Here is a 14,371-nt window from a genome sequence, read left to right on the forward strand (position 1 = left end):
TATAAAAGCTGTCCCGAAAGCATTTGGCAGATGCCAAAATTGCCGCAAACCCAAAAGAACTGCTTTCGGGACAGTATTTTCGTTCCTATTTCTTATGTTCTTTGATCCATTCCCGGGCATTGACAAAGGCTTCAATCCACGGAGTCACTTCATCCTGTTTCCGGTTGGCCGGGTAAAACGGCCATTGCCAAGGACGGAAAGCCCGCTCCAAGTGGGGCATCATAGCCAGGTGGCGTCCGTCATTCGAACAAATGGCTGCCGCATGAAAGTCAGATCCATTCGGGTTTCCGGGATAAAACTGATTCGCGTATTTGTATGGAATCTGGTATTTGCTTTCGGCATACGGAAAGCTGAACTTTCCTTCGCCATGAGCAATCCAAACACCAAGTTTCATGCCGGCCAGGCTCTTCAGCATTACCGAATTATTTTCGGCAATTTCCACATTTACAAAAGCCGACTCAAACTTGTGCGATTCGTTGTGTAGCATTTTGGGCATTTTCTCATGCTCGGGATAAATCAGCCCCAACTCAACCACCAGCTGACAGCCATTGCAAACACCCAAACTCAGCGTATCATTACGTTTATAGAAGTTTTCGAGAGCCACACGGGCTTTCTCGTTGTACTTGAAGGCGCCTGCCCATCCTTTGGCCGAGCCCAACACATCGGAGTTGGAGAAACCACCCACGAAAACAATCAGGTTGACGTCTTCCAGCGTTTCGCGTCCGGCAATCAAGTCGGTCATGTGCACATCTTTCACATCGAATCCTGCCAGGTAAAGCATGTAGGCCATTTCGCGGTCGCCGTTTACCCCTTTTTCTCGGATGATGGCAGCCCGGACGCCGCTCGGTTCGCGACGTTTCATGTCGATACCATAACTGGCGGCTTTGCCGTGAAAGTTTTTGAAATCGTAGTTCAGTTCGTTTTTCTTGTAATTTTTGAAACGCTCCAGGGCCAGCTTCTCACCGCTTTGTTTACGATCGAGCAAATAGGACGTTTTAAACCACAATTCCCGGAGCGAATCAATATCCAACCCGAAATTCTGATCTCCGTTTCTTACAGTCAGTTCCCGCTTGGTTGAAGGAACGCCAATTTTCACGAAACGCACTCCCGCAGATGCCAGTTTGCTTTCCACAACAGCTGCATCGGCAGCCTGGATAACAATAGCCGGGTTTTCGTTGAAGAAGGCTTTCACACTGTCGGCCTCACCAATGCCGTTCAGGTCGATCTCCAGACCACTTTCGTTGTCGCTGAAACACATTTCAAGCAAGGTGGTGATCAACCCACCCGAGGCCACGTCGTGACCAGCAGCAATCAACTCTTCTTCAATTAAATCCTGAATGACATTAAAAGCTTTCACAAAATAGGCAGCATCAGCCACAGTCGGAGCTTCCTGCCCTATTTTGTTGATGATCTGCCCAAATGCGCTGCCGCCCAAAGCCAAATTCGTGGATGAGAAGTCAATATAATAAAGTGGTTTCGATGCATCATTTACCAGTACCGGTTCCACTACTTTCTTCACATCAGTTACTTCACCGGAGGCCGAAATGATAACCGTTCCCGGAGAATACACCACATCTTCTTTGTACTTCTGGGTCATCGACATCGAGTCCTTTCCGGTTGGGATGTTCACGCCCAACGCACAGGCAAAGTCGCTGGCCGCTTTCACCGCTTTGTAGATACGGGCATTTTCGCCCGGGTTTTTGGCTGGCCACATCCAGTTGGCGCTCAATGAAATACTGCGTATTTTGTCCGGCATCGGCGCCCAAATAATGTTGGTCAGCGATTCGGCGATGGAAAGAACAGAACCTCTCTCGGCATCCACCATTCCGGCTACCGGTGCGTGACCGATTGAAGTGGCCAAACCGGCTTTACCTTGATAATCGAGCGTAATAACACCCAAGTTATTTAACGGAAGGTGCAACTTTCCAACGCCCTGCTGTTTGGCGATGCGTCCGGTTACCGAGCGGTCAACTTTATTGGTCAACCAGTCTTTGCAAGCTACCGATTCCAGTTGGAGCACATCTTCCAGGTAATTCTCAATTTTAGATTGATCGTACGCCAGATTGGCGAATTTTTCAGTCGAAGTGGTGTCTGTCAGCACAGTTTTTGGCGGATTGCCAAACATGTAGGCCAACTGCCAGTCGATAGGTGTTTCGCCTGTTTTCGAGTTTTTGAAAGTGAATTGCATATCGCCCGTTGCGTCGCCAATCACGTACATTGGCGCACGCTCACGGTCGGCAATGGTCTTTAGCAGGTCAACATCTTTCTCGTGCATCACCAGTCCCATACGTTCCTGCGACTCGTTGCCAATAATTTCCTTTTGCGAAAGTGTGGGATCGCCAACCGGCAATTTAGCCGTGTCAATCAGACCTCCGGTTTCTTCCACCAGTTCCGACAAGCAGTTCAGGTGGCCGCCGGCGCCGTGGTCGTGAATCGAAATGATCGGGTTCTCGTCCGACTCCGCCAAGGCACGAATGGCGTTGTAGGCGCGCTTTTGCATCTCGGGGTTGGCCCGTTGAACGGCGTTCAGCTCAATGGCATTTTCAAATTCGCCGGTAGCGACCGACGAAACCGCACCGCCACCCATACCGATACGATAGTTATCGCCTCCCAGCAGCACCACTTTGTCGCCTTTTTTGGGCGAATCTTTCAAACTGTCCTTTTTGCGGCCAAAACCAATACCACCGGCCAGCATGATCACTTTGTCGTAACCATATTTTTTGTAATTCTCGAAATGCTCAAAGGTCAGCACAGAACCGCAGATCAGCGGCTGACCGAACTTGTTGCCGAAATCGCTGGCGCCGTTCGATGCTTTAATGAGGATTTCCTCCGGGGTTTGGTACAACCAAGGGCGTTCTTCGGTGGCCTGTTCCCAGTTGCGGGCGTCTTCGGTGCGCGGGTACGAAGTCATGTAAACAGCAGTCCCGGCAATGGGCAAACTACCTTTTCCCCCGGCAATGCGGTCGCGGATTTCGCCGCCCGTGCCGGTTGCAGCACCGTTAAACGGTTCAACCGTGGTCGGAAAGTTGTGGGTCTCGGCTTTCAATGAAAGCACGGTTTCAATATCTTTTACTTCAAAAAAATCAGGCTTGTCTTGGGTCTTGGGTGCAAATTGCTCTACCACTGGCCCCTGCACAAATGAGCAATTATCTTTATAGGCCGAAACAATTTTATTCGGATTTTCTTTCGATGTCTTTTTAATCATCTGGAAAAGTGACGATTCCTGTTCTACCCCGTCAATCACGAACGTGCCGTTAAAAATTTTGTGGCGGCAGTGCTCCGAGTTCACCTGCGAAAAGCCAAACACCTCGCTGTCGGTCAGCTTCCGACCCATTTTTTCGGACACTGTATTCAGGTATTGTATTTCATCCTCGCTCAGAGCCAACCCTTCTTTTTCGTTGTAGGCGGCAATATCGTCAATCTCGATTATCGGCTCAGGTTGTTTATTAACGGTGAAAATTTCCTGTCCCAAACCGTTGTACATACGTTGCAGCATGTGGTCGAAAGCAGCTGATTCGCTGGCAACTTCAACAAACTCCTCCATGCGGACAATGCCCGAAATGCCCATGTTTTGGGTTATTTCAACAGCATTGGTGCTCCAGGGGGTAATCATTTCTTTGCGAGGCCCAACAAACCAGCCTGCCAAAGTTTCACTTTCAATACAAGTTGCTTCGCCAAACAGCCAAATCAGTTTTTCTTTGTCTGAATCATCAAGCGAACCGATTGATTGAACAGCAATTACGCTGTTCTGAGGAGTTTTAAAGAATGAAATCATGGTGAACCTGTTTAAGATAAAATTGACATGTTTTAAAACACGCCACAAAGATAAAAATTCCTCAGGAAGATTCAGCCCCATAGCCTTAAAAGAAGCCGAATGTGAAAAACTACAGCTGGCTGTTAATAATGTTCTTTTAGAAACAGTCATATTTTGCTTTTCCTTACTTTTGCCCAAAATTTCCGCCAATGTCATTCAACTTTGAAAAATACCGGCAACTTCTCAACGAGGTGGACGCGTTAAGCGACCAACTTTCGCAGCTTCACTCCGGTCACATGGCCTGTAAAAAGGGGTGCGACCTGTGTTGCATAGATTACAAGGTCTTCCCTGTTGAGTATTACGCCATCCGCGACAGTCTGAAAACGCATCCTGTTGAGCTTCAACCTTCAGTTGACGGAAGCTGCATTTTCCTGAAAGACCATAGCTGCCGGATTTACGAGCACCGTCCCGTTATTTGCCGCACACACGGACTGCCTTTACTTTTTATGAATGATGACCAATGGGAACTGTCGGCCTGCGAGTTGAACTTTACCAGTTTTGACGATGAAGATTTCTCAACTGAAAACACCTTTCCGCAGGACCGGTTCAACAGCAAACTCTTTTTGATCAACCAAGAATTTCTAAAAGAAAACCAGCTTGACTATTCTGAATTTCACTTGATTGACATCAGCCAGCTGGCAGCGGACAACTGATAAGAAATGTTTAAATATATCCTGGTGGCTTTGAATTCAACTGAAAGCTTAATAAATTGCCGCCAACCCAAATTTTTAAGATGAAGAAACTTTTACTTCTAATGCTGGTCGTTTGGGGAACTACCTGGCATAGTAAGGCACAAAATCAAAAGGAGATGATCGACAACAGCAACAAACTGGCTGTATTATGGACAAGCAGCGACCCGGAAGTGGCCGAAAAAGTTTGTTTCATGTACGCCATGAACGCAAAAAAACAGGGCTGGTTCGACGAAGTGGTACTGATCATTTGGGGACCATCGGCCAAGTTGCTCGCTGAAAATGAAGATTTGCAGGCCGATATCAAAAAAATGGCCGATATGGGCATCACGGTGGAGGCCTGTATCGCCTGCGCAAAAATGTACGGCGTAGATCACGACCTGGCCGACCTGGACATAGACGTGCGCCCAATGGGGGTTCCACTAACCAACTATCTGAAAGAAGGTTGGCACACGCTAAGCTTTTAATGGTGTCGGTTTAAACAATAGTTAAATTCAAGCGCAAAACGGCAGGAAATATGGATAAGACAACTACCTTTTTCTAATTTTGCGCCGATATTTTTTTATACATAAATCACTATCCATCAAAATAAACAAACATGAGAAAAAAAGTTGTTGCCGGTAACTGGAAATGCAACACCACCGTGCAGGAAGGTGTTGAACTAGCAAAAGCTGTAAACGAACTGGTTGCCACAGAAGGCGCAAAAGACGTTGTTGTCGTTCTTGGAACTCCGTTCACCCATATCACCAAAGTTGTTGAAACAGTTGATAACAGCCGCATTGGTGTTGCCGCTCAAAACTGCGCTGCCGAAGCAAAAGGCGCATTCACAGGCGAAGTTTCCGCTGCCATGGTAAAATCTACCGGCGCCGGATACGTCATTCTGGGACACTCTGAAAGACGCGAATACTACGGTGAAACCAGTGAAATCCTGAACAAAAAAGTAGCGCTGACGCTCGAAAACGGACTGACTCCTATTTATTGCTGCGGCGAACCCCTGGAAATCCGCGAAGCGGGTACTCAAAAAGAATTTGTCATCAACCAGCTGAAAGAAACTGTCTTTAAACTGAGCGCTGACGATTTCAAAAAAGTAATTGTTGCATACGAACCTATCTGGGCTATCGGTACCGGGAAAACGGCTACGACCGAACAAGCACAGGAAATGCACAAAGACCTGCGTGATGCAATGGCCGCTCAATACGGACAAGAAGTTGCCGATGAAATTTCAATCCTGTACGGAGGAAGCTGCAACCCGAAAAACGCGAACGAACTGTTTGCTAACCCCGATGTTGACGGTGGTTTGATCGGTGGCGCTTCACTGAAAGCAGACGACTTCCTGGCTATCATTAACGCCTATTAATCGCTGAAGAAATTATTGATTTACCAAATACCTGTCCCGGTTGGCCTGTCCAACCGGGATTTTTTTACCTCCTCAGTCCTGCCCTGTCAGCGGCAACCCATCCTGTATCATCAAGCAATTCTCCCATTTTGGCAGTTTTTTCTGACAAATCGTACCTTTTTTTTACCTGGCGTATGTTTTGAAAATCGAAATAACACGTATAAATTGAAAGTATCAAAAAACAAGGAAAAACGATAACCATAATACATATTGACCATGGAAAATAATCATACTGGAAATTCCGGGCTGGTGCTGGTTTCAGAGATTTATCCTGACAATATTGTTGTCCTTCCGCTCGAAAACAGACCCATTTTCCCCGGATTGGCGTTGCCCCTCACATTTATTAGTCCCAAAGTGGCGCAGTACGTTAAACATGCCTACGAAAAAAATAACGGGTTCATCGGCGTTTCACTCATCCGGCAAATGGATGAAAACAATTATCTGAATTCAAGCTTATATCACACAGGAACCTTGCTGAAAATCATCAAAATCATTAACCAAACCAATGACAGCATCCACTTTTTCGCCCAGGGATTAACACGCTTTCAATATAAAAAGGAATTTGTTCGCGATAAAATTCCGCAGTGGCAGGTAGAATATGATTATGAAGAGAAAACAACCCCCTCGAATGAATTAAAGGCTTACACCCTGGCCGTCATCAACTCGGTAAAAGAACTGATCAAACTAAATCCGATGTTTCAGGAACAAATGCGGCTGGCCCTCTCGCAAGTAGGCATGGACAAGCCCGGATTGCTAATGGATTTGGTGGGTTCGTTCCTGACTGCCGACGGCGAAAAACTGCAAGCCATCCTGGAAGCTTACGACTTGTACGAGCGTAGTGAAAAGCTATTAGTGCTGCTGAAGGAAGAAATTGAACTAAACCAGCTTCAACAGGACATTCAAAAGCAAATCGAAGAAAAAATTTCAAAGCAACAACGCGAATTCTTCCTCCGCGAACAGCTAAAAGTGATCAAACAGGAATTGGGCTTAGAAAAAGACGACAAGACCACCGAGATTGAAAACATTGAAAAAAAAATCAAAAAACTAGAGCTAACCGAAGAAGCAGCCACCGTCGTCCGCGAGGAACTGAACAAAATGAAGACCCTCGAGTCGGGATCGGCCGAATACCAGGTTTCGCGCACCTATCTAAATTGGCTGACCGATCTGCCGTGGGGAATTTATTCACCCGACAATTACGACCTGCCGAAAGCACGTAAAATCCTGGATGAACAGCATTACGGTTTGGGCGACGTCAAGCAACGCATACTCGAATTTATTAGCACCATTGTGAAGCGCGGAAAAGTTTCCGGTTCCATTATATGCCTGGTAGGCCCGCCGGGAGTGGGCAAAACCTCCATTGGCAAGTCAATTGCCGATGCCTTGGGACGCAAATTTTACCGTTTCTCGCTTGGCGGCATGCGCGACGAAGCCGAAATTAAAGGTCACCGGCGCACTTACATTGGTGCCATGCCCGGCAAGCTGATTCAAAGTTTGAAGCGTACCGGAGTAGCCAACCCGGTAATTATGCTGGATGAAATTGATAAAATCGGGGCCAGCTACCAGGGCGATCCGGCAGCAGCCCTGCTGGAAGTACTCGACCCCGAACAAAATAGCGACTTTCTGGATCATTACCTCGATGTCCGCTTCGACTTGTCCAACATTTTGTTCGTAACCACTGCCAACCAGCTCGACACCATTCCGCGCCCGCTGCTCGACCGGATGGAAATCATCAAACTTTCGGGCTATATCCTGGAAGAAAAAGTGGAAATAGCCAAGCGCTACCTGGTTCCCAAGCAACGGAAAGAGCACGGACTGAAAGCCAGCGAGATTCAAATTACCAACCCGGCCCTGGCCATGATTGCAGATGGTTATGCCCGCGAGGCAGGTGTGCGGAACATGGAAAACCAGATCAAAAAAATCATGCGCAAAGCGACCCTGATGCATGCCGAACAGGAAACGGGCAAACTGAACGTGAACCAGAAAAATTTGGTGGAATACCTGGGGCAACCGCCCTTTTCGCCCGAAGAATTGTATAAAAGGTCCATTCCCGGCGTTACCCTCGGACTGGCGTGGACGGCCATGGGCGGGGCCACCCTTTACATTGAGGCCTCTGCCGTAAAAGGAAAAAACATTGGTTTTAAACAAACCGGCCAACTGGGAAATGTGATGCAGGAATCGGCCGAGATTGCTTTTTCATATATAAAATCGCTGCTTTCACAAGATAAGTCCTTGTCTGGCTTTTTCGATCAGCATTATATCCATTTGCACGTTCCAGCCGGCGCCACTCCCAAGGATGGGCCATCGGCGGGCATCACCATGGCGCTGGCTCTATATTCGCTGGCAAGGGGAAAAGCGGTGCGTAAAGGCCTGGCTATGACCGGAGAACTGACCCTTACGGGAAAAGTATTGCCCATCGGGGGTGTTCGCGAAAAAACCATTGCCGCCCGGCGGGTAAAAGTTCTCGAGCTCATTTTCCCCGCCGAGAACCGAAAAGATTACAACGAATTGCCTGACTATCTGAAAGAAGGCATGACAGTTCATTTTGTAGATTATTTTGAGGATGTCATCAAAATTGCCTTTCCGGAATAATACAGAAAAAATGGTGAATTCACTGAAGCTCCAATTCACCATTTTTCTATATTTGCTATCGCAATGGCCTCTTTAGCTCAGTTGGTAGAGCAGCTCATTCGTAATGAGCAGGTCGCGGGTTCGAGTCCCGTGAGAGGCTCTTTCCAATTTTTACTCTCCAGTAAATTCAACTTGGTCAGTCAAATTTTAGGCAACAAATCAGCTCAACCAGCTGCATTGCGCACGACCAATTACGTTTATATTTTCTTTTTGCTTCTTTTATATTTTATATATTTGCGTTTCTATTTTACAAGCTTAGCATGACGAAATTTCAATATCAAGATATCGAAGACGCGATTGAGGAAATCAAGAAAGGCAACATTATTATCGTAACCGATGATGAAACCCGCGAAAATGAAGGCGATTTTATTGCCGCAGTCGAGCTGGTCACTCCTGAAATCGTCAATTTCATGGCCACTCATGGACGAGGGTTGATCTGTGCCGCACTGACCGAAGAACGCTGCACCGAGCTAAAATTAGCACGAATGGTGCAAAGTAATACCGCGCTAAACAGCACCAACTTTACCGTTTCTGTCGATCTGATGACCCAAGGTTGCACAACCGGAATATCGGCCAGCGACCGGGCTAAAACGCTGAATGCCCTGGCCAACCCGCAAACAAAACCAGAAGAACTTGGACGTCCCGGACACATTTTCCCCATCATTGCACATCCGGGAGGGCTGCGGGAACGACCTGGCCATACCGAAGCAACCGTTGAGCTAGCCAGGCTTGCCGGATTGAAACCGGCAGGAGCCTTGGTTGAAATTATGAACCCGGACGGAACCATGGCACGTTATTCGGAGTTGTTGGTGCTGGCACAAAAACACGGTTTAAAATTAATCACCATCAAAAGATTAACTGAATATCTGAACGTCAAGAACCTGTAATTTTAAAATCCTCAAAATCAGAACAATATGTTACCCAATCAACGAAGAGAAAAAATCCTGGAAATGATCCGCGAGGATGGTCATGCGAAAGTACTGCAACTGAGCAAAATTTTTAAAGTAACAGAAGTCACTATCCGCCAGGATCTTGAGAAACTTGAAAAAGACGGCTTCATTGAACGGGAACATGGCGGTGCTTATTTGAAAAACATCGGACTCAATGTAAAAAATATCGCCCTTCAAAATCAGGAAAACCTGACCGAGAAAGCAGCGATCGCCCAAAAAGCACTGGAATTCATCCACGACGGCGATACCATTATCCTGGATTCGGGTTCAACCACCACCGAAATTGCCAAGTTGATTTCCGGATTCAAAAACCTGACGGTAATTACCAACTCTTTAAACATTGCACTCATTCTCGGCGCCGATCCTGAGATCAATCTCGTGTTGACCGGAGGTGAATTTAAGGCCCCGACCCTATCACTAACCGGACAAAAAGCTGCCGACTTTTTCAACGATCTCCACGTGGACAAACTCTTTCTGGCCACCGCCGGAATTACCCTGAAATCGGGACTTACCTACCCCAGCATCAGCGATATTTGTGTAAAACGGGCCATGATTGAATCGGCAAACATGGTGTACTTGGTTGCCGATTCATCCAAAATAGGAAAAAGCTCTTTTGCCAGCCTCGGCGCCTTGTCGCTCATCGATTACCTGATCACCGATTCGAAAATCAAACAGGAAGAAATCGAAATGCTCCAAAAAAACGACATCAAAATGATCCTTGCCTGATGTTCAATCGGACAGGGTTCATTGCACACTTCAAACCGGAAGCGAACAACTTCTTTTACCGGAATTAGCTCCACATATTAACTCACTGCCGATTCTTTCCGAAATTATTTCTTTCTTTTTGAATATTTTCGTATTTTTTCTTTTATTTTTGTTTTCGAAAATCATCGAAAAACATTCCCAACAAACAAAAATGGGTTTATTTCAAAAATCAAGGCTGAAAAATACATGGAAAAAGACGGAAAATACATTCTGGCCATCGATCAAAGCACATCGGCAACCAAGGCCATTTTGTTTGACAAATGCGGAAGGCTGAAACAACGGACCACTATTCCGCACCGGCAGTTTTACCCGCACGCGGGATTTGTCGAGCACGATCCGGTTGAAATTTTTAACAATACTTGCGAAGCGATGCGGCAAGTAATGACCGAACAAAAGGTTACGGAAGACGAACTTGCCGGAATTGCCATCACCAACCAACGCGAAACGGCACTCATCTGGGATAAAAACACGGGATTACCTGTTGCCAACGCAGCGGTTTGGCAATGCCAGCGCGGCGCACAACTATGTTTGGAATTAAAAACGAAAGGATACGAAGATTTGATCCGCAGCAAAACCGGTTTGCTCATTGATCCCTATTTCTCGGCCAGCAAGCTGAGCTGGATCATGCAAAACACACCCGGTTTGAAAGAACAAGCCAAAAAAGGCGAACTACTTTTAGGAACCATGGACAGCTGGCTGTTGTGGAAACTGACCGGCGGAAAAGTACATGCCACCGACTACTCAAACGCATGCCGCACCATGCTTTTCAATATCCATACGTTGGATTGGGACAACGAGCTGATCGAATTGTTTGGTCTGTACCGCAACATGTTCCCCGAAGTTCGCTTCAGCGACGAAGTAGCCGGACATACCGAACCCGGAATCCTGTTCCATACGCAAAAACCGATAGCCGGCCTCATTGGCGACTCTCACGGAGCGCTGTTTGGTCAAACCTGCTTCAAAACCGGCATGGCTAAAGCGACTTACGGCACCGGCTCGTCCATCATGATGAACATTGGCACCAAAGCCCTGGATGCTCCGCAGGGGCTGGTAACCTCAATTGGTTACAGCTGCGGCAAGCAAATCCATTATGTATTCGAAGGAAACATCCACTGCACCGGCGACACGCTAAACTGGCTGAAAAACGAGGTCGGGCTGATCAGCCATGCCTCGGAAACCGAAAGCCTGGCCAACTCGGTACCCGACAATAACAACGTCTATTTTGTTCCGGCCTTCGTAGGACTGGGCGCTCCGTACTGGGACAACCAAGCCCGTGCTTGCCTTTCGGGAATGGGCCGAAACACGACTAAAGCGCATATCGTTCGCGCAGCGCTCGAAAGCATTGCTTTTCAGGTGAACGATCTGATTAGCCTGATGGAAGAAAAAGGAGGAATTCAACTTCAAGAACTTCGCGTGGACGGTGGCCCTACACGCAACAAATTTCTCATGCAATTCCAATCGGACTTGTTGCAGCAGGAAGTTTCACCTTCCGAAATTGAGGAAGCCTCAGCGCTGGGGTCAGCCTATATGGCTGGTTTGGCTTTCGGCTTTTGGGGTAACCCCGACGAACTTGAACAACTGCGGGTGGCAGGAAAAACCTATCAGCCCAAACAAAACAAAGATGAAATAGCTGGATTGGTAACCGGTTGGCAAAAAGCCGTTGAACGCGCCCGGCTGCATTAATTGAAATCGAAAAAATTTAAATACAGAATTATGAAAAATCAAAAACAAACTTTTGGCGTAATTATCGCCACACGGAATATTTTCAACTTCAAATTGGCGGTTGATGCCCGTCAAAAAGTATTGAAAAAACTGGAAGACATGGGTTTTGGCTATGTCATTCTTCCCGAATCGGAAACCCCGACCGGAAACATCGAAGGGTATGCCGATGCCGTGAAATGTGCCGCTTTGTTCAAGAAGAATGCCGATCTCATCGACGGTATCCTGGTTGTGCTACCCAACTTCGGCGACGAGCTGGGGGTAGTCAACTCCATCAAAATGTCGGGTTTGAATGTACCGGTGTTAGTACAGGCCTGCGACGACGACAATGACAAAGTGGATGTAAAAAGCCGCCGCGATGCCTTCTGCGGAAAGCTTTCTGTTTGTAATAACTTCTACCAATACGGGGTTAAATTTACCGACACCATTTACCATACATACAGCCTCGACAGCAGAGAATTCACCGCCGACCTGCTGAAATTCGCCGGTGTTTGCCGCGTGGTGAAAGGCCTGAGCAACCTGCGCGTTGGCGCCATCGGTACTCGTCCCATCGGGTTCCAAACCATGCGCTACAGCGAAAAACTGCTGCAAAAGTACGGCATCACTGTGGTCCCGGTTGATATGTCCGAAATTATTGCTGCTGCCAACAAAATCGGCGAGAACGACCCGGCCGTAAAAGAAAAAGTGGAAGCTATCCAGGCCTACGGCACCTGTGGAATTGCAGCCAAAGGCAAAATTGCTAAACAAGCCCGCTTTGGGTTAGCTGTTGAAAACTGGATCAACGAAAACGATATCAACATTTCGGCCCTGCAATGCTGGGATTCGATCGAGAAAAACTATGGTTGCGCTGCCTGTGTTACCATGAGCATGATGGGCGAGAAACTCATGCCGTCGGCCTGTGAAGTGGATGTGGCCGGAACGATCTCTATGTATGCACTGGCCCTGGCTGCCCAAACGCCTTCGGCCATCCTCGACTGGAACAACAACTTCGCCGAAGACCGCAACAAAGTGGTTTGCACCCATTGCAGCAACTACCCCAAATCATTCTTCCAAAACGAAATTGAGATCGGAAGCCTGGATGTACTGGGAACCGTACTGGGAAGCGAAGACACCTTTGGCGCCGTGAAAGGAAAAGTGGCCGCCGGCAACATGACTTATTTCCGCATCTCAACCGACGACAATAAAGGATTGATCAAATCATACCTCGGCGAAGGCACCATGACCGACGATCCGTACGGAATGGATGGCGGTATTGCTGTTTGCGAAATCCCCAACCTGCAAAACCTGATGAAATACATGTGCAAAAACGGCTTCGAGCACCACGTGGCTATGGTTCGCGGACATGTTTCCGAAATACTGGAAGAAGCCATCGGAAACTACCTGGGATGGGAAATATACAAACACGAATAGAAAGCTCCTCCTGGCCTTCCGACAACCGCCGGAGAGAAAACAGGCCATCCTGGAACTTGGAATCTGGAACTTGGAATTTGGAACTTGGAACTTGGAATCTTAAAATGAAAAAATATACCAATCTGGAGCTGAAGCAAAAGTCGATTCATTTGCGAAAAGCTCTGCTGAAATACATCAAACTGGCCAATGCGGGACACACCGGGGGCGACCTGTCGTGCATCGACATCCTGAATGTGTTGTACAACGATGTGCTGAACGTGTCGCCCGAAACGGTGAACGATCCGAACCGCGACCGCTACATCCAAAGTAAGGGCCATGCCGTTGAAGCGCTTTACGTGGTACTGGCAGATGCCGGTTTCTTCCCGATGAGCGAACTCGAAACGCTCTGCAAATACCAGTCGAAGTATGTGGGTCATCCTACCCGAAAGGTGAAAGGCATCGAGTTCAACACCGGCGCCCTTGGGCACGGATTGCCCATCAGCGCAGGTCTGGCTTTGGCAGCAAAAAAAGATGGAGCTCCGTACCGTGTTTTCACCATGCTGGGCGACGGCGAACTGGCCGAAGGCTCAAACTGGGAAGCGGCCATGATGGCGGCCCATTACAAACTGGATAACCTGGTTGCTATTCTCGACCACAACACCCTTCAAATTACCGGCCGTAATGTTGAAGTGTGCAGTCCGCATCCGATTGCGGAAAAATGGCTGGCTTTCGGATGGAACGTCATCGAAGTGAACGGGCACGATTTTGAACAGTTGCGTGAGGTGCTGAACGCCGCTCCCGCAGTTCCCCGCAAGCCAACCTTCGTGCTGGCAAACACCGTGAAAGGCAAAGGCATCAGCTTTATGGAAGATGTGAAAAAATGGCACCACGGCGTTCCTTCGGATGAAGAATACGAAAAAGCGTTGACCGAATTGGATGCCCAATTAGCCCGCTAAATCCCCCAAACGGCGACTTTCAGAGAAACAAACAGATTACGGTAATTGCATCTTCTGAAAAGGAG

General features: G+C 47.7%; 10 protein-coding genes and 1 tRNA gene. 10 read left to right on the top strand and 1 reads right to left on the bottom strand.

From position 1 onward, the window contains the following. Positions 1 to 85: 85 nt before the first annotated feature. Positions 86 to 3,775: a phosphoribosylformylglycinamidine synthase gene (gene purL, locus N2K84_RS03445; protein WP_282590378.1), complete on the bottom strand. Its 3,690-nt coding sequence runs from the start codon at positions 3,773 to 3,775 to the stop codon at positions 86 to 88. Positions 3,776 to 3,963: 188 nt separating this feature from the next. Between purL and N2K84_RS03450 the strand changes: the two genes are divergently transcribed. The 10 genes from N2K84_RS03450 (at position 3,964) to N2K84_RS03495 (ending at position 14,306) form a co-directional block, all read left to right on the top strand. Continuing rightward, positions 3,964 to 4,467: a YkgJ family cysteine cluster protein gene (locus N2K84_RS03450; RefSeq protein ID WP_282590379.1), complete on the top strand. Its 504-nt coding sequence runs from the start codon at positions 3,964 to 3,966 to the stop codon at positions 4,465 to 4,467. A gap of 80 nt (positions 4,468 to 4,547) precedes the next feature. Continuing rightward, the gene (locus tag N2K84_RS03455) at positions 4,548 to 4,970 is read left to right on the top strand and encodes a DsrE family protein (protein ID WP_282590380.1); all 423 of its coding nucleotides are present in this window, start codon (positions 4,548 to 4,550) and stop codon (positions 4,968 to 4,970) included. 131 nt (positions 4,971 to 5,101) lie between these two features. After that, complete coding sequence (gene tpiA / locus N2K84_RS03460) at positions 5,102 to 5,860, top strand: triose-phosphate isomerase (RefSeq protein WP_282590381.1); 759 nt, start codon at positions 5,102 to 5,104, stop codon at positions 5,858 to 5,860. Between the two features lie 255 nt (positions 5,861 to 6,115). Beyond that, entirely contained in the window at positions 6,116 to 8,488 is a 2,373-nt protein-coding gene (lon, locus tag N2K84_RS03465) for an endopeptidase La (RefSeq protein WP_282590382.1), read from the top strand. Positions 8,489 to 8,554: 66 nt separating this feature from the next. Next, positions 8,555 to 8,627 (top strand) — tRNA-Thr (locus N2K84_RS03470). Positions 8,628 to 8,787: 160 nt separating this feature from the next. After that, the gene (gene ribB, locus N2K84_RS03475; RefSeq protein WP_282590383.1) at positions 8,788 to 9,414 is read left to right on the top strand and encodes a 3,4-dihydroxy-2-butanone-4-phosphate synthase; all 627 of its coding nucleotides are present in this window, start codon (positions 8,788 to 8,790) and stop codon (positions 9,412 to 9,414) included. A 27-nt stretch (positions 9,415 to 9,441) separates the two neighbouring features. After that, positions 9,442 to 10,203, top strand: a complete 762-nt coding sequence (locus tag N2K84_RS03480) for a DeoR/GlpR family DNA-binding transcription regulator (protein ID WP_282590384.1) — start codon at positions 9,442 to 9,444, stop codon at positions 10,201 to 10,203. Positions 10,204 to 10,428: 225 nt separating this feature from the next. After that, complete coding sequence (glpK, locus tag N2K84_RS03485) at positions 10,429 to 11,925, top strand: glycerol kinase GlpK (RefSeq protein ID WP_282590385.1); 1,497 nt, start codon at positions 10,429 to 10,431, stop codon at positions 11,923 to 11,925. Positions 11,926 to 11,955: 30 nt separating this feature from the next. Continuing rightward, entirely contained in the window at positions 11,956 to 13,371 is a 1,416-nt protein-coding gene (locus N2K84_RS03490; protein ID WP_282590386.1) for an L-fucose/L-arabinose isomerase family protein, read from the top strand. A 104-nt stretch (positions 13,372 to 13,475) separates the two neighbouring features. Then, positions 13,476 to 14,306: a transketolase gene (locus tag N2K84_RS03495; RefSeq protein WP_282590387.1), complete on the top strand. Its 831-nt coding sequence runs from the start codon at positions 13,476 to 13,478 to the stop codon at positions 14,304 to 14,306. The last annotated feature ends 65 nt before the right edge of the window (positions 14,307 to 14,371 follow it).

It is taken from the genome of Gaoshiqia sediminis (genome assembly GCF_025907915.1).
GTDB lineage: Bacteria > Bacteroidota > Bacteroidia > Bacteroidales > Prolixibacteraceae > Gaoshiqia > Gaoshiqia sediminis.